Origin of the sequence: Azospirillum rugosum, from assembly GCF_017876155.1 — a bacterium.
Classification (GTDB): Bacteria; Pseudomonadota; Alphaproteobacteria; order Azospirillales; family Azospirillaceae; genus Azospirillum; species Azospirillum rugosum.
The window spans coordinates 78,199-94,833 of sequence record NZ_JAGINP010000004.1 but is presented as its reverse complement, the minus strand read 5'-3'; the positions used below and the strand labels follow the sequence as shown (position 1 = coordinate 94,833).

At 71.8% G+C, this 16,635-nt stretch carries 12 protein-coding genes; 2 read left to right on the top strand and 10 right to left on the bottom strand.

Features of this window, described 5'->3' with window-relative positions; translation table 11 throughout:
* Window positions 1–53: 53 nt before the first annotated feature.
* Together J2851_RS06885 and J2851_RS06880 are read right to left on the bottom strand one after the other, a co-directional pair.
* Entirely contained in the window at window positions 54–3,542 is a 3,489-nt protein-coding gene (locus J2851_RS06885; RefSeq protein ID WP_209765192.1) for a flagellar hook-basal body complex protein, read from the bottom strand.
* A gap of 290 nt (window positions 3,543–3,832) precedes the next feature.
* A complete protein-coding gene (locus J2851_RS06880) occupies window positions 3,833–5,251 on the bottom strand; it encodes a tetratricopeptide repeat protein (protein ID WP_209765190.1) in 1,419 nt (472 codons plus the stop codon).
* Between the two features lie 63 nt (window positions 5,252–5,314).
* Between J2851_RS06880 and J2851_RS06875 the strand changes: the two genes are divergently transcribed.
* The gene (locus J2851_RS06875; protein ID WP_246500479.1) at window positions 5,315–5,650 is read left to right on the top strand and encodes a DUF1491 family protein; all 336 of its coding nucleotides are present in this window, start codon (window positions 5,315–5,317) and stop codon (window positions 5,648–5,650) included.
* Between the two features lies 1 nt (window position 5,651).
* Here the strand turns inward: J2851_RS06875 and J2851_RS06870 are convergent, their stop codons facing one another.
* The 5 genes from J2851_RS06870 to cobA all read right to left on the bottom strand — a co-directional run bounded on the left by J2851_RS06870 (window position 5,652) and on the right by cobA (window position 13,017).
* Window positions 5,652–8,189, bottom strand: coding sequence for a PAS domain-containing sensor histidine kinase (locus tag J2851_RS06870; protein WP_209765188.1), 2,538 nt, complete (start codon window positions 8,187–8,189; stop codon window positions 5,652–5,654).
* Between the two features lie 9 nt (window positions 8,190–8,198).
* Window positions 8,199–9,716, bottom strand: a complete 1,518-nt coding sequence (locus J2851_RS06865) for a bifunctional metallophosphatase/5'-nucleotidase (RefSeq protein ID WP_246500478.1) — start codon at window positions 9,714–9,716, stop codon at window positions 8,199–8,201.
* A gap of 517 nt (window positions 9,717–10,233) precedes the next feature.
* Window positions 10,234–10,893: a 5,6-dimethylbenzimidazole synthase gene (bluB, locus tag J2851_RS06860; protein ID WP_209765184.1), complete on the bottom strand. Its 660-nt coding sequence runs from the start codon at window positions 10,891–10,893 to the stop codon at window positions 10,234–10,236.
* Entirely contained in the window at window positions 10,890–12,218 is a 1,329-nt protein-coding gene (locus J2851_RS06855) for a cobyrinic acid a,c-diamide synthase CobB (RefSeq protein ID WP_209765182.1), read from the bottom strand. Before J2851_RS06855 ends, bluB begins: the two co-directional genes overlap by 4 nt.
* Window positions 12,211–13,017: a uroporphyrinogen-III C-methyltransferase gene (cobA, locus tag J2851_RS06850; protein WP_209765180.1), complete on the bottom strand. Its 807-nt coding sequence runs from the start codon at window positions 13,015–13,017 to the stop codon at window positions 12,211–12,213. Before cobA ends, J2851_RS06855 begins: the two co-directional genes overlap by 8 nt.
* Here cobA and J2851_RS06845 point away from each other — a divergent pair.
* On the top strand, window positions 13,016–14,143 hold the full coding sequence (locus J2851_RS06845) for a cobalt-precorrin-5B (C(1))-methyltransferase (RefSeq protein ID WP_209765178.1): 1,128 nt from the start codon (window positions 13,016–13,018) through the stop codon (window positions 14,141–14,143). The genes cobA and J2851_RS06845 overlap by 2 nt on opposite strands.
* 113 nt (window positions 14,144–14,256) lie before the next feature.
* Here the strand turns inward: J2851_RS06845 and cobM are convergent, their stop codons facing one another.
* From cobM to cbiE, 3 genes are read right to left on the bottom strand one after another with little or no spacing between them, the layout of a single operon-like run.
* Window positions 14,257–15,018, bottom strand: coding sequence for a precorrin-4 C(11)-methyltransferase (gene cobM, locus J2851_RS06840; RefSeq protein WP_209765176.1), 762 nt, complete (start codon window positions 15,016–15,018; stop codon window positions 14,257–14,259).
* Complete coding sequence (locus J2851_RS06835; RefSeq protein WP_209765174.1) at window positions 15,015–15,392, bottom strand: cobalamin biosynthesis protein; 378 nt, start codon at window positions 15,390–15,392, stop codon at window positions 15,015–15,017. Before J2851_RS06835 ends, cobM begins: the two co-directional genes overlap by 4 nt.
* Window positions 15,389–16,615 carry a precorrin-6y C5,15-methyltransferase (decarboxylating) subunit CbiE gene (gene cbiE / locus J2851_RS06830; RefSeq protein WP_209765172.1) on the bottom strand — a complete coding sequence of 409 codons (1,227 nt, stop codon included), beginning with the start codon at window positions 16,613–16,615 and terminating at the stop codon, window positions 15,389–15,391. The genes J2851_RS06835 and cbiE overlap by 4 nt, the downstream gene beginning before the upstream one ends.
* Between the last annotated feature and the right edge of the window lie 20 nt (window positions 16,616–16,635).

The window sequence follows — 16,635 nt, the reverse complement described above, 5'->3', positions numbered from 1 at the left end:
GGAAATGCGGGCGGCTCTTTAGCCGCCCGCCGGGCTCGCTGGAACCAGGCCGCTTAACGCTTCAGGCCGAGGACTTCCTGGAGCATCTCGTCGGACGTCGTGACGATCTTGGTGTTGGCGGAGTAGGTCCGCTGGGTCACGATCAGCTTGGTGAACTCGTCCGCGATGTCGACGTTGGACGCTTCCACGCTGTTCGCGACCACCGCGCCGGCGCCGTTGGTGTCCGGATCGTTGAAGTTCGGGCGGCCGCCCTCGTCCGTTTCGATGTAGACGCCGCCGGCCTCGCGCTGCAGCGCGTTCGGGTTGTTGAAGGTGACCACCGGGATGCGGCCGATGACGCGGCTGCGGCCGTTGTCGTAGTTCACGATCACGTCGCCGTTGTCGCCGTAGACCACTTCCTTGTACTGGCCGCGGGACGCGCCGTCCTGGACCAGCTCGCGGACGTTGATCTCGCTGCCGGCATACTGGGTGACGCCGCCGGACTTGCCGATCTTGCCGACGTTCAGCGTGATCTGCTGCGGGCCGAAGCCGTAGTCCACCGTGAAGGTGATGTTGGCGTCCGCCCCGTTCGACTGGTTCGCCGAGGTGACCGCGGTGCCCGTGCCCACCTTGGCCGTGCTGACGCTGGCGATGGTGCCGACGTTGCTGGGGTCCGTGCCGAAGCTCAGCTGGACGTGGGCCGGGGTGGTGCCCTTCTGCGAATAGGTGTCCAGCTTGAACTGGTCGGCAGCCGTGCCGGTCTCGGTCTTGGCGACGACGTTCAGCACCGCACCTTCGGCGCTGGCCGTCACCGGCAGGGAGGTGTTCTTGTTGATCAGGTTCGCGAGGCTCGCCGCGATGGTTTCCATCGACGCCTCGTCCCCGGTCGTCCGGTAGGTGATGGGCGAGCCGTTGACGATGACCGTGTATTCGGCGTCCTTGTCGCCGGGCGTGCCGGTCAGCGTGATCGACTGCTTCTGGCGCACGCCCGCGGTGTTGGGCGTGCCGGAGCCGGCGGTCAGCGTGCCGGAGTTGCCGATCGCGTTCTCCACATAGGCGGACGCGGCGAACTTGCCGGTGTTCGGGGTGTTGTGGACGATCGACAACCGCCCGCCGGTCGCGGTCGCGACGACGTTCAGGTTGGCCGAGTTGATCTGGTTGGCCATCATCTGCAACACGCCGGAGATGTCCTGCATGTTGCCGTAGTTGGACTTGTCGACGCTGACCGTGATCGGCGTGCCGTCGATCGACACCGTGAAGCGGTCGCCGATGTCGATCTGCGTCTGCGGGAAGGAGAATTCCTGGCGCTGGCCGCGCGTGTCGTTGGGATCGCTGCGCGTCGGGCCGGTCACCTGGTTGTTGGAGGCGGACCCGGAGGTGTATTCCTGCTCCGCCTTGAAGGGTGTGCCGGGGTTGCGCGCGGTCAGCTTCAACTCGGAGTTGATGACCGACGCGATGACCGGCGCCTGCGGCCGGGCGGAGTTGATCTGCGTGGCGAGCGCGTTGGCGACACCGGCGTAGTTGCCGAGCGTCAGCAGGTTGTCCGCGGTCACGGAGACCGTGTAGGCGACGCTGTCCACCCGGACGGTGTAGGTGTCGCCCACGCGGACGTTGTCCGTGCCCGTGATGTCCAGCTTGCTGCCGGACGCGGCAAGCGCGGTGCCGTTGGTCGTTCCGGTCAGCACCAGGTCGCCGGCCGTGTTGACCGACGCCGTCACTGCCAGGCCGGCGTTGTTGATCTGCTTGGCCAGGTCGTTCACCACGCCCTTCATGTCCTGAAGGGTGTTGATGTTGTTGTAGGCGACCTTCGTCTTGAACTCCGTGCCCAGGACGTTGACCACATACTGGTCCGGAACCTTCAGGGTCGCCGCCGTCGGGAAGGTCAGCTGGGAGATTTCCGGCTGGCCCACCACGACCGGCGGACCGACCGCCGGGGCGATGGGGGCCTGCGTCGTGACCTTCGTCGCCGCCGTGTAGTCGGTCGGCGTGTATTCGGAGATGTCGTTCTTGCGGCTGTCCGCGTGCGTCAGGGCGTAGGACGTGGTGAAGGTGGCCGCGCCCGCCGTTCCGTCCAGCACCAGCTGGTTCGCCGTGCCGCCGGCGGCAGCGCCGGTCGCCGCGGTGCCGATCGCCGCCGTGACGTTGAGGCCGGGCGAGGCGTTGATCTGCGCCGCCAGGTTGGCGACCACGCCGTTGATGTTCGCCAACGAGGCGATGTTGGCCGTGGTGACGCGGGTCTTGAACTCCTTGCCGGCCACGGTGATGCGGAATTCGTCGCCGACGTCGATGGCGGACGTGGAGAAGGTGAAGGTGCTCTGCTGGCGGCCGGCCGTCGTGCCGGTCAGGTTGGTGGACGGCCCGCTCACCGTGCTGAGCTGCGGCGTGGCGTTGGAGAAGGTGCCGGTGACCTCCACCGGCGTGCCGTCGAGCGTCTCGACCAGGATGCGGCGGGAGTCCGTGGGGTCGACCTTGGCGACATAGGGCGCCGGCGACATGCCGTTGATCTGCGCGGCCAGGTTGGCCGCCACGTCGCCGAAGGTGGCGAAGGTGTTGATGTTGGTCTGGCCGGCGGGCATCGTTGGCGGGGCGCCGACCGGGACGCCCAGCGTCAGCGTCGCCACCGTCGCGCCGTTGATCGTCACGCTGTAGGTGTCGCCGACGCGCAGGTTGTCCTGCGAGGTGTCGTCCGGGTAGTAGTTGGTGCGGCCGCTGATGGTGAAGGACGACTTCGGAACGGCGGTTGTGCCGTCGACGCGCACGGTGTTGATCTGCGCCACCGGCGTGACGCCGGCGACCGCGCCGCCGGTGGTCATCCCGGTGTCGCCGCCGGGGAAGGACCCGGCGACGGGCTGGCTGGCGCTGCCCGGCGCGTCGATGCCCAGGCGCCAGTTGTTGGCGCCGTCCTGGCGCCAGTTGAACTGGATGGTCCGCGCGTTGCCCTGCGTGTCGTAGACCTGGATGCTGGAGGACGGGATCGGGACGCCCGGGGTCGGCGTGGCCGGCAGGTTAGCGCCGAGCGTGATGTTCTGCGTCGCCTGCGGCTTGTCGGTCAGGGTGTTGACCTGGAGCGGCTGCACCACGTCCTTCTTCAACTGGCCGGTGGTGTCGTCCACGCCCCAGCCGTTCAGCGCGAAGCCCGCGCTGTTCACCAGATAGCGGTTCTTGTCCAGCTCGAAGTCGCCGACGCGGGTGTAGTAGACGTTGTCGGCGTTCAGCGTGCCGGTCTGGGTCTGCACCGTCTCGCCCTGCTGGCCGGGGCCGGTCAGGCCGCGGCTCAGCTTCGACACGCTGAAGAAGCCCTGGCCCTGGATGGCGGCGTTGGTCGCGCTCTGCACCTGGGTCAGGTTGCCCTGGATGTTGTTCATGAAGACGGGAGCGGCGGTGACGCCGCCCGGCTCGTGCAGGCGCTGGTTGGATTGCAGCACCAGCGTCTCGAACGCCGTGTTCACCCGCTTGTAGCCGTTGGTGGACGCGTTGGCGATGTTGTCAGAGATGTGACCGAGGGCCTTCGACTGCGCGCTCAGGCCGAGGACGGCGGTGGTCATCGAACCGAAGATGCTCATGGCCAGGGATCTCCACGAAGAAGGTGCATGTGTCTTGGCACCCTCCCAAGCAAGCCGGATGCCAACCCTGGGGAGCGCGGCAACCCGTTGATTTCCAAGCGCGGAGACCGATTTTGCCGGGCGCTGGGAATTTTTCGCCTAGCGCCCCCGGCAGGGGAGGGGGAAGAAAGCTCCCGCACGTCCCGCGTGTCCGGGGCCGTGGATCGGCCCGTAGGTTGGGTGGAGCGCAGCGCAACCCAACAGCCTTCGCCATGCGGGGTGTGTCGGGTTGCGCTTGCGCTTCACCCGACCTACGAAAGATTACGAAGCCCGTCGGCGACGGTCGCCACAACCGTGTCCCAGTCGCCGGGATTGGCCTGCCGGAACAGGCGCAGGGACGGGTACCACGGGCTGTCCACGCGGTCGAGCAGCCAGCGCCAGTCCGGCGCGTAGGGCAGCAGAAGCCAGGTCGGCACGCCGAGCGCGCCGGCCAGATGGACGATCGCCGTGTCCACCGCGATGACGAGGTGGAGGTGGGTCAGGATCGCCGCCGTGTCGGCGAAGTCGCGCACGCCCTCGATCAGGTCCGGCACGCCCGGGGGCAGCCGGTCGCGCGCGTCGCCGGTCTGCAGGCTGAACAGGCGAACCCCGGGGATCGACAGCAGCGGCCCCAGCCGCTCCACGGCGATGGAACGGTTGCGGTCGTTGCGGTGCTTCGGGTTGCCCGCCCAGACGAGTCCGACGCGGAAGGCTCCGTCCGCGGGAAGGTGCCGGCCCTGGCGCGCGGCCTCCTCCGGATCGGCGGACAGGTAGGCGCGTGCGGCGGGAACGCTCGCCAGGTCGGTGCCGAAGGCGCGCGGCAGGCTCATCAGCGGGCAGTGCAGGTCGTGGGGCGTCGGCGTCGGGCCCTGTTCCACGACCCGGAGGCCGGGCGCCGCCGCCTCCAGCGGCTTCAGCAGGCGGACCAGCAGGGGGTGGACCTCCAGCACCACGCGCCCGCCGGCTCGGGCCACCAGCGGCGCGTAGCGGGCGAACTGGATGGTGTCGCCGAAGCCCTGCTCCGCGTGCAGCAGGATGGTCCGCCCTTCCAGCGGCTCCCCGGCCCAGGGCGGCGTGGGGAAACGGCGCCAGCGCCATTCGAACCCCTCCCAGCCGGCCCGCAGGTCGCCCTGGACGAGGCGCCCGACGGCGCGGGCCAGATGCGTTTCGGCGTGGTTCGGCCGCAGCGCAAGCGCCGCGTCGAAACAGTCCTCCGCCTCGGCGAAGCGGCGCTGGTCGCGCAGCACCGTGCCCAGGTTCAGCAGCGTGTCGGGATGGCCGGGCCGCAGCCGCGCCGCGCGGGCCAGCCACGCCCGCGCCGGATCGTAGGCCGCCAGCGCGTGCCGTGCGGCGCCGAGATGGTCGAGCGCGTCGCCCAGCGCCGGGTCGAGCGCCAGCGACAGCATGGCCGCGGCGACCGCTTCCTCCGGACGGGCAAGCGCCCGCAGCACGCCGGCCTGGTGCGCCCAGGGCTGGGCCGCGTCGGGCCGCAGGCGGAGCGAGCGGCGGAGCGGCGGGGCGGCGGCCTCGAAGGCGCCGCGCTGCGCCTCCAGCACGCCCAGCAGGTGCAGGGCGTCGGGCTGGGCAGGCTCCACCGACAGCACGAGCCGGTAGAGCGCCGCCGCCTCAATGAGGCGGCCGGACATGTGGTGGTTGACGGCGGCGTCGAGAGCGTCCAGGAGAGTCGCCATGACCGTTGTCTACACCGGGGCCCGGCCGAAGGCGAGCCCCGCCATCCGAAACCACCGGGAACCATGATGGACGACCGCCTGCCGACGCATCTCTGGGTGATGGCGCACATCCGCGCCGCCGACTCGCAGGGCGTCTCGATGATGGTGCTGCGCAAGGGCGATCCCAGCCGCGGCACCGTCATCCTGAAGCTGAACCGCCTCGACCGGACCTTCCAGGTGCTGGTCCAGGTGCGCGAGGAGTCGCGGCTGCGCTGGTCGCGCGGCACCGGCGCCGATCCGGTGGACGAGGCGACGGCCGACGCCTACATCGCGCGCCAGACCCGCTACGACCCCGACGTCTGGGTCATCGAGGTCGAGGACCGCCACGGCCGTCATTGGTTCGAGGGCGAGGTGGTCTGATTCACACCGCGACCGTCTCCACCCCGCCCGATTCAGCTGGGCCGGGTGCTGCCGGGGCGACGCGGGGGAGGCGCAGGGTGAAGCGGGTGCCTTCGCCGGGGATGCTGGTCACCGCGATGGTCCCACGCAGCGTGCCGGTCACGAGGTTGTAGACGATGTGCAGCCCCAGCCCGCTGCCGCCGCGGCCGCGGCGGGTGGTGAAGAAGGGGTCGAAGATCTTCGGCTGGATGGCGGTGGGGATGCCGATGCCGTCGTCGGCGACCTCCAGCTCCACGATGTCGGGCGTCAGGGCGCGCGCGGTGATGGCGATGCGCCCCGGCCGGTCCGGGGTGAAGGCGTGGGTCAGCGCGTTGATGATCAGATTGGTCAAGACCTGCGACAGGGCGCCCGGGTAGCTGTCGAACTCCAGCCCTTCCGGGCTGTCCACGGCGATGTCCAGCCCCTTCAGGTCCTTGTAAGTCGGCCGCAGGCTGCGCAGCAGCTCGTCGACGTAGCTCTTCAGCTCGAAGCGGCGGCGCTCGTCGCTCGACTGGTCGACGGCGACCATCTTGAAGCTCTGCACCAGGTCGGCGGCGCGGGTGCCGTTGGCGAGGATCAGCCGCGCCATCTCCCGCCCGTCGGCCAGGAAGCGCTGGAAATCGGAGCGCTTGATCGTGCCGTCCGCGTGCTTCTGGGCCAGCTCGTCGATCAGGACGACCAGCTGCGAGGCGCCGGTGATGGTGATCCCGATGGGCGTGTTGACCTCGTGCGCGACGCCGGCGACGAGCTGGCCGAGCGAGGCCATCTTCTCCGCCTGGATCAGGCTCGCCTGCGTCTCCTTCAGCTCGCGCAGGGCCTGCTCCGCCGCGTCGCGCGACCGGCGCAGCGCGGCCTCCGCCTCCACCTCGCGGGTCACGTCGACGACGACGGACTGCACGGCGGGCTCGCCCATCCAGTCGACGCGGCGGCTGGTCAGCTCGATCCACAGCTCCGTCCCGTCGAAGCGGAAGGCGCGCAGCCGCCGCCGCTCGCTGGGCTGCCCGGTTTCCAGGATGTGGTAGTAGTTCGTCTCGACCAGCGGGCGTTCCGCCGTGGGGATGAGGTCGAGCACCGAGGGCACAGACAGCGCCCGGCCGGGGCTGGTCCCCAGCATCTGGGCGAAGGCGTCGTTGGCGTAGAGCGGGCGGAAGTCGCGGTGGATGACGATGCCCTGGATGGAGCCCTCCACCAGGTCGCGGAAGCGCCGTTCCTTGTCGGCGAGGTCGCGCTGGCGGCGGTCGATCTCCTCGATGAAATAGCGGATGGAGGCGCCGATGTCGGTGATCTCGTCGTCGCCCTCCGCCGGGACGGCGGCGGCGCTGCCGGACAGACGCGCCAAGACTGCGCCGTTCAGCGCGACCAGCCGCGAGGTCAGGAAGCGCCGGAAGAACAGGTAGACGCCGATCGCCAGCAGGACGGAGGCGCCGCCCAGCGCCATCACCGCGCGCGTGCGGTCGGTGATCAGGGTGGTCAGCGCGTCGGTGCGCTGCGTGGAGCGGTCGTTCAGCGCGTCGAACAGCGCGCGGGTGGACCGGTCCACTGTTTCCACCAGCACGCGGGACTGGCCGAACAGGGCCTGGGCCCGGTTGCGCGCCTGGAGCCGTTCAGCGGAGCTGTCGAACAGGCCGCCGGGGGCGACCAGGATGACGTCCAGCGTGGCGCGGATCCGGTCCATGGCGGCGCCGTCCGGACCGGGCGTGCTCGCGGCGATGCGGCCGAGGTCGGCCAGCGTGCGTTCGGCCGCGACGCGCTCCGTCCGCAGGCGGTTCAGGTGGTCGAGCTGGACGGCCCCCGCCGCCCGCGCCATCAGCGCGCCGGTCCGCACCGCCCAGGCGCCGGCGGCGGGGGCAGGGGTGGGGCCGGGGGTGGGGGCAGGGGTGGGACCGGGGGCGGGGGTGTTCGGCCCGTCCGGGCCGGACAGCCGCTCCAGATCCTCGGCCATGCGGGCGAGCGCGCGGATGGCTTCGGCCTGCCGGTCGCCGGCCTCGATCTGGCGGCCGACCTCGCCGTTCAGGTCGGCCACGGTGGCCGCCAGGATCACCAGCGTGGAGCGCACCTGGTCGAGAAGGCGGGCGTCCGCGACGTCGGTGTCCTCCCGCGCCCCGGATTTTTGTTCGGCGCCGGCCCTTTGCAGCGCGGCGACGCGGTCCACCAGCCTGTGCAGGAACTCCAGCTCGCGCACCAGCTCGTCGTGGATGCCCCGGCGCTGCGGCATGGTCGCGGCCCCGGCCAGCCCGGGAAGCCGCGCGACCAGCTGCTGCAGCGACCCGCGCAGCTCCGCCGCGGCGACGACCTCCGGCAGGGTCGTCGACGACAGCGACGACACCTCCGCGCGCAGCAGCCGGAAGGAGGAGATGGAGACGCCGCCGATCAGCAGGACCAGCATCGCCATGATCGCCAGGCCGATGGTGATGCGCAGCACGATGCCGGCCCGACGCTCCGGCGGGCGGGGCGGGACCGCCGCGGCCGCCGGGCCGTCGCGGTGGGCCGGGCTGGCCTGATGAGGGGACAGCGTATCCATCCCGGCCGCTTACCGCGTCACCGTGAGGCGCCCGTCCAGGCGCGGCGCGAAGCTGCCCGTCCGCGCGATCTGGTCCGCCAGGATGGTGGAGAGGAAGTCCGCGTCGCGGTCGTCCACGAGGCGCGGCGCGGCGGCGAGCGCGGTGTAGCCGTCGCTGCCCTGCGCGATGTAGCTGCCGGTCGCCAGACGGTAGCGCGCCGCGGGCTCCACCGGCTTTCCGCCGACGGTCAGCTCCACGATCCGCCGGCCGGCGGGCCGCGACGCGTCGACCAGGACGCGGGCGTTGGACAGGTGCGGGAAGCGCCCCTGCGCCTGCTCGATCCCCGAATATCCGGACTCCAGCGCGTCGCGCAGCTGCTGGCCGGTGACCTCCAGAAGGACGGCGGTGTCGTGGTAGGGAATTTCGGTCTGGATGTCGCGGCGGGTCCACAGCGTGCCGGCCGCGTACTGACGGTCGCCGCGGATGGTGCCGCCGTTGACCAGCGCCACGTCGGCCTCCATGGCGGCGCGCAGCGCGTCGGCCAGCGCGTTGGCGAAGGCGTTCTCCCCGCCGCGCACGGCCTCCCTCCGCGTGTCCACGGGGGATTCCAGCCGCCCGACCTGCATGCCGAGCATGCCGTCGAGCCGCGCCAGATAGGCCTTGGCGCGGCTGTCCACCGCGCTGTCCGGCGGGATCGGCGCCGTGTCGATGGCGCGCACCCCGGCGCTCCACGCAACGCCGGACGGGCCGGTCTTGGCGTTGCGGTCGATCGCGCCGCGCTCGATTGTGATGTCCAGCGCGAGCACCCAGGCGGCCTGCGCGTCCACCGTCGCGGCCAGCGACTTCCCGTCATACTCCACGCCGACGGCGCGTCCGCGGTCCTGGTACAGCACGATGTTGGCGGCGCGGGCGGCGATGACGTCGCGGTGGGTGTTGCCGGAATTGGCGGTCATCGCGACCACCAGGTCCACGCCCTGCGCGCGCAGCTCCCGCGCCTTGTCGGCGACAGCCCCGGCCGGGTCGCGGAATTCCGTGCGGCCGGAGCGGGTGGTCTCCTTCGTCTGCGTCGGCGTGGCGGCCAGCACGCCGACCTTGTAGGGCCCGGCGTCCAGCACGACGGCGCTTTCCAGCCCATCCAGCGGCTTGCCCGTCGCGCGATCGACCGCGTTGGTGGTCACCAGCGGGAAGTTTGCCGCGAAGGCGCGCGTCATCAGCGTGTCGTCGCCGTGATGGAACTCCCGGTTCAGCGCGGCCATGGCGTCGATGCCCAACCCGTTCAGCAGATCGATGACATGGGCGCCCTGGTCGTAGAAGGACAGCACCGACGGCGCCAGCGACTGCCCGCCGTGCAGCACCAGCACCGTGTCGTGCGCGGCCCGTTCCTGCCGGACCACCGTCGCCAGCCGGGCGATCCCGCCGCGGCCCTGCGTGTCCTCCAGCTCGGTCGTGCTGTGGGCGTAGAGAAGGGTGAAGCGGAACGGCTCCGCCAGGGCGCTGGCGAGCGGCGTTGCCAACCCGGCCAGTGCCAGCGCCAGGACGGGGAGCAAGGACCGGCCCAAAGCGGGGATTGTGGCGGGGATTGCGCGCCAGCCCACGATTCCGCCAACCCCCATGCCGCTTTCCCCCGACCGACGTCCCCAGCGCGTCTGCGGGATTATGACCGTTCGTGCGCCGGTGGTGAAGAGTTGCCGTCATGGGCGCGTCATCATGGACGCATGCGCATGCAACCGCCGCCCGGTTGTCGCCCACAGGTCGGGCGCGCGGCAAAGAACAAAGTCACCCTGAAATCACAGCAAATTTTCGGCTTATGCGCATGCTGCACCGCACCCATGCCGCATTGGTAATACCACTTGGTGTGCGCTGCGGCATACATTGCCCCTGCCCATTCTCGGGGCGTTTCCTCCCTAGACTCAGGGCCGCGGCTTTCCGCGGCCCTTTTTTCTTGCCCGTTTGGGATCGTGGATGCGTTGGATTCGTAGGTTGGGTGGAGCCGAAGACGCAACCCAACAGGTTCGCATCGCGGGCGATGTCGGGTTGCGCTTCGCTCCACCCGACCTACGGTTTTCATCCCCGATCGCCCCAGCGGTCGCGGAAAACCAAGTCCTCCAGCGGGAGGCGGTTGCGCCAGCCGGCCTGCTCCAACTCCGGCGTCTCGTGAAAGTAGGAGACGTAGCCCAGACACAGGTAGGCGATGGGCACGATCCGCTCCGGGATGCCCAGCGCCTCGCGCAGCCGGTCCTCGTGCAGGATGCTGACCCAGCCGACGCCCAGCCCCTCCGCCCTGGCGGCCAGCCACAGGTTCTGGACGGCGCAGACGCAGCTGTAGAGGTCCATGGTGGGAATGTGCGTCCGGCCCAGCACGACGGGGCCGGAGCGCTCGCGGTCGCAGGTGATGCACAGGTTGACCGGCGCCTCGCGGATGCCCTCCAGCTTCAGCCGGCTGTAGAGCGTCTGCCGCTCGCCCTCGAACAGCGCTTTCGCTTCCTCGTTGGCCTGGGCGAAGTCGGCGTGCACGCGGGCCTTCACCGCCGGGTCGCGGACGACGATGAAGTTCCAGGGCTGCATGAAGCCGACCGACGGCGCGTGGTGCGCGGCGGTCAGGACGCGGGTCAGCACCTCCTCCGGCACCGGGGCGGGCGCGAACTGCCCGCGCACGTCGCGGCGGGAGAAAATCGCCTTGTAAAGCGCCTCGCGCTCCTCCGCGGAAAAGGCGTGGTCGCTCATGTCCGGTCCGCGGCGATGACGTGGAAGAAGGACGCGAAGACGTGACCGCGCCGCCCGCCGAGCGGACCCAGGTCCGACCCGTCCGCCGCCGTGGCGGTGACCAGCGGATCGTCTGACCCGCGCGCGAGGATGGAGGCGTAATGGAACTCGTGCCCGCGCAGCGCGGTGCCGGCCCGCCCCAACGGCGTGTCGGCGAGCAGCACGGCACGGCGGTAGCCCAGATGCAGCTTCCGCTTGGCGAAGGAGGTCCGCACGCCGAGCAGCCCGAGCATGGGGTGGGTCACGCCGTCCGCATCCTCCAGCGTTTCGCCCAGCACCATGTAGCCGCCGCACTCGCCATAGACCGGGCGGGTTTCGGCGGCGCGGCGCAGCCCCTCCCGAAAGTTTTCGGCGGCGGCGAGGCGGCCGGCGTGCAGCTCCGGATAGCCGCCGGGCAGATACACCGCGTCCGAGCCGGCGGGCGGCGCCTCGTCGGCCAGGGGGGAGAAGGTGACGACCTCCGCCCCGGCCTCGCGCCAGCCCTCCAGCAGGTGCGGGTAGACAAAGGTGAAGGCGGCGTCGCGGGCGATGGCGATGCGCTGCCCCAGCGGCGGCAGGGCCGGGGCGAAGGCCCCCTCCGGCGCGCGGGAGGGGGAGGCGAGTGCCGCCACCTTGTCCAGGTCCACATGCTGCGCGATGAAGCGGCCGAGCGCAGCCAGCCGGTCCTGAAGGTCGGCCGTCTCCTCCGCCTGGATCAGGCCCAGGTGGCGTTCCGGCAGGATCACGTCGGGCGTGCGGGGCAGGGCGCCCAGCACGGGGATGCCGAGATCCTCGATGGCGCCACCCGCCAACGCGAGGTGGCGGGGGCTGGCGATGTTGTTCAGGATCACGCCGCCGATGCGCACGCCCTCCTGGTAGGTGGCGAAGCCCTTCACCAGGGCGGCGGCGGACTGCGACTGCCCCTTGGCGTTGACCACCAGCACCACCGGCCAGCCGGTGCGCGCGGCGATCTCCGACGTGGCGCCGGTGCCGGTCGCGCCGACGCTTGCCACCCCGTCGAACAGGCCCATCAGGGCCTCGCAGACCAGGATGTCGGTGCCCTCCCCGGCGCGGCGGGCCAGGCTGTCCAGCAGGTCCGGCCCCATGGTCCAGCCGTCCAGGTTGAAGCTGGGCCGCCCCGTGGCCGCCTGGTGGAAGGCCGGGTCGATGTAGTCCGGCCCCGCCTTCACCGCGCCCACGCGCAAGCCCCGTTCCCGCAGGGCCGCCAGCAGGCCGAGCGTCACGGTGGTCTTGCCGGTGCCCGACGCCGGGGCGCCGACGATCAGCCCGCGCGGCGCCTCAGCCATGGGAAGCCCCTTGCTGGAAAGCCTGTTGCGGCAGCCAGTCGAGCACCGGGCGCAGCCGCACCACCTCGCCGACCACGATGATCGCCGGGGGCTCCAGCCCGCTCGCCGCCAAATCCTCCACGCAGGTGCCCAAGGAGGTGACCAGCACGCGCTGCCGCTCGGTCGTCGCGTCGGTGACCACGCCCACGGGGGTGTCGGCGGGCAGGCCGCCCTCCATCAGGCCGGCCGCGATGCCCGGCAGGCCCTTCCACGCCATGTAGAGGATCAGCGGCGCGCCGGTGGCGGCCAGCGCCTTCCAGTCCGGGCCGCCCGCGCAAGAGTGGCCGGTCGCCAGGATCACCGCCTGGTTGGCCGTGCGGTGAGTCGCCGGGATGCCGGCGTAGGCCGGGCCGGCGAGCCCCGCCGTGATGCCGGGGATGATGCGGAAGGGGATGCCCTGCTCGGCCAGCGCCTGCGCCTCCTCCCCGCCGCGGCCGAAGACGAAGGGGTCGCCGCCCTTCAGCCGCAGCACGCGGTGCCCCTCGCGCGCCAGCTCGATCAGGCGGTTGGTGATGTCGTCCTGGTGAGCGGACGGGCGGCCGCCGCGCTTTCCGGCGAACTCCAGCCTTGCCGCGGGCGAGGCCAGCGCCAGGATCCGTTCACCAACCAGCGCGTCGTGGACGATCACGTCCGCTTGCCTTAGACCTTGCAGCGCACGCAGGGTCAGCAGGCCGGGGTCGCCGGGGCCGGCGCCGGCCAGCCAGACGCTGCCGGGGTCGAACGGAACTTGGAGGGAGTCGGGCAACGGCTCTGTGGTCATGGACGAGCACTCAGCTGCGAACGGCGATGAATCGGAGAGCGATGGCAAGGCGTTGCGCCGGGGCTGGACGACGGGCACCTGCGCCACCGCCGCCGCGCGCGCGGCTTGCGAGGCGCTGTTCACCGGCCGGTTTCCCGACCCGGTGACCGTGACCCTGCCCGGCGGCCAGACGCCGGCCTTCGCGCTCGCCTGGAGCGAGACGGGCGATAGCTGGGCGGCGGCCGGCGTGGTGAAGGACGCGGGCGACGACCCGGACGTCACCCACGGCGCGCTGGTCCGCGCCCGTGTCTGGCGCGCCGAGCCCGGCCAGGGCGTCGTCTTCCGGGCGGGGGAGGGCGTCGGCACCGTGACCCGTCCCGGCCTTCCGGTCCCGGTCGGGGAGCCCGCGATCAACCCCGTGCCCCGCGCCATGATCCGCCAGGCGGTCGCGGAGGCCGCGGCGTTGGCCGGCCAGCCCGCCGACGTGGTGGTGGAGGTCTCGGTCGAGAACGGGGAGGCGCTCGCCCGCCGCACCATGAACCCGCGGCTGGGCATCGTCGGCGGCTTGTCGATCCTGGGGACCACGGGGATCGTCGTGCCGTACTCCTGCGCGGCTTGGATCGCGTCGATCCATCGCGGCGTCGACGTGGCGCGGGCGGCCGGGCTGACGCACGTCGCGGCCTGCACCGGCGACACCTCGGAAAAGGCGGTTGTCGCGCGCTACGGCCTGCCGGACCACGCGCTGTTGGACATGGGCGATTTCGTCGGCGGCACGCTGAAGTACCTGCGGTCGCATCCCGTGCCGCGCCTGACCCTGTGCGGCGGCTTCGCCAAGTTCGGCAAGCTGGCGCGCGGCCTGATGGACCTGCATTCCAAGCGCAACAGCGTCGATCTCGACTGGCTGGCCGACCGCTTGGCGGAGCTGGGCGCCGGGCCGGAGGTGACCACACAGGCGCGCACCGCAAACACCGCCGCACAGGTCCTGGGCATCGCGGCGGAAGCCGGCCTGCCGCTCGCCGACCGCGTGGCCGCGCTGGCCCAGGACGCCGCGCTCGGCGTGCTGGAGGGCGCTCCGGTGGATGTCGAGGTTCTGGTCACCGACCGCCAGGGCAACATCGTGGGAAAGGCGGACTGGCGCGGGCCGTGAGAGGGGCGCGGTGTTGGGTTGCGGCTTCGCCTCCACCCAACCTACAAAGCAACTCGTAGGTTGGGTGAAGCGCAGCGCAACCCAACGTCCGCCATCCGCGGCCCGCCCCGTCCTCACTCCCCCAACCCCCGATAACGCCGGACGTGCGAGCCGTCGTAAAGCGCGCTGCACCGGAAATCCTCCACCCCCAGCGCCGGGCCGACCAGGATCAGGGCGGTGCGCTCCATCGGCGCCTCGGCCACCTTGGCGGCGATGTCGGCCAGCGTGCCGCGCAGCACCCGCTCCTCCGGCCATGTGGCGCGGTAGACGACCGCCGCCGGGCAGTCGGCGCCGTACAGCGGCGTAAGGCGCTCCACCACCCGGTCGATGACGTGGATCGACAGGTGGATGGCCAGCGTCGCGCCCGACCGGCCCAGCACCTCCAGCGTCTCGTTGGCCGGCATGGCCGAGGCGCGGCCTTCCGTGCGTGTCAAAATCAGCGTCTGGCTGACCTCCGGCAGGGTCAGCTCCCGCCCCAGCGCGGCCGACGCCGCGGCGAAGGCCGGTACGCCGGGGGTGATGGTGTAGGGGATGCCCAATTCCCGCAGCGCCCGGGTCTGCTCGCCGAGCGCGCTGAAGACCGACAGGTCGCCGGAATGCAGCCGCGCCACGTCCTGGCCGGCGTCATGCGCCGCCTGGAACTCCGCCACGATCTGGTCGAGCGTCATGGGCGCGGTATCGACCACCCGCGTGCCGGGCGGGGCGTGGGCGATGATCTCCTTCGGCACCAGCGAGCCGGCGTAGAGGCAGACCGGGCAGGACGCGATCAGGTCGCGCCCGCGCAGGGTCAGAAGGTCGGGCGCGCCCGGTCCGGCGCCGATGAAGTGGACGGTCATGCTGACACCTCTGAAATGGCGAGCGCGCAGGTCGCGCGCGGCGTGGAGCGGCGCGGCAGAAGCAGATGCGCTCCTGGGCCGGCGGCGGCCAGCGCCGCGGCCTCCGCGACCGAGGCGACGCCCACCGCGGCCTCGACCCGGGCGGAGCGGGTCTGCGTCCGGTCCTGCACGGCGGCCAGCTCCGCGTCCTCGACGAAGGCCAGCGGCAGCGCCAGCAGGTCCGCCGCCTCCCGCAGGCCGGCCTCAAACCGCTTGCGCACCGGTGCGGCCAGGACATCGGCGCCCACGCCCGCCTCGTCGAGCGCGGCGCGGACCAGCCCGGCGATCTCCGCGCCCGGACAGCCGGAGCGGCAGCCGATTCCCGCCGCGATCATGCAGGCTTCTCCACCATCCAAAGCGTGACCGGCATCAGCGGGCGCCAGCCCGTGAAGCCGCCGATGGGGGCCGCCCGGCTGACCGCGATCTGAGACAGCTGGCCGCCCAGCCGCTTGTGCGTGGCGATCAGCATGGCTTCGCTCTCCAGCGTCACCGCGTTGGCGACGAGGCGCCCGCCGGGTTTCAGCGCGCCCCAGCAGGCGTCGAGCACGCCGTCGTTGGTCAGCCCGCCGCCGATGAAGACGGCGTCCGGCGCGGGGAGGCCGGCCAGCGCGTCCGGCGCCTTGCCGCGCACCAGCTCCAGCCCCGGCACGCCGAAGGCGGCGGCGTTGGCCGGGATGCGGGCGGCGCGATCGTCCTTGTGCTCCACGGCGATGGCGCGGTTGGTGGGATCGCTCAGCATCCACTCGACGCCGATGGAGCCGGACCCGGCGCCGACGTCCCACAGCAGCTCGCCGCGGCGCGGGGCCAGCCAGGACAGGGTGACGGCGCGCACCTCGCGCTTGGTGATCTGGCCGTCATGCTCGAACCAGTCGTCGGGCAGGCCGGGCGTGCGCGGCAGGCTGCGGGCGTTGGGGGCGGCGACGCACTCCACCGCCAGCGTGTTCAGGTCGGCGACCCGCTCCGTATCCCAGGCGTCGGCGGTGGCCTCGACGCGGCGCTCGCGCGGGCCGCCCATCGCCTCCAGCGCCGTGATGCGCGACGGCCCGAAGCCGCGGGCGCGCAGCAGGGCCGCCAGCTTGGCCGGGGTCGTTCCGTCCCAGGAAAGGACCAGCAGCCGCGCGGATGGGTGCAGGTGCGGAATGACCAGCTCCAGGGGACGCCCGTGCACGGTCAGGCAGGTGCATTCCTGCAAAGGCCAGCCCATGCGGGCCGCGGCCAGACTGAAGGATGACGGGGCCGGAACGACCAAGGTTTCGGCCGTCGGGACGATCCGCGACAGGGTTGCGCCGACGCCGTACCAGGACGGGTCGCCGCTCGCCAACACGCAGACCCGCCGCCCGCGCCGCTCCAGCAGGGCGGGGAAGGCGTCCGACAGGGGCGAGGGCCAGGCCAGACGTTCCTGCCGGGCGATGTCCGGGACCAGCGACAGGTGCCGCGCGCCGCCCACCAGCAGCTCCGCGCCCTCGACCAGCGCGCGGGCGGCGGGCGACAGACCGTCCCACCCGTCCTCGCCGATGCCGACGACGCTCAGCCAACGCGAAGAAGCTGTGCTATTCATGGCGCCTCTCACCGGCGGAG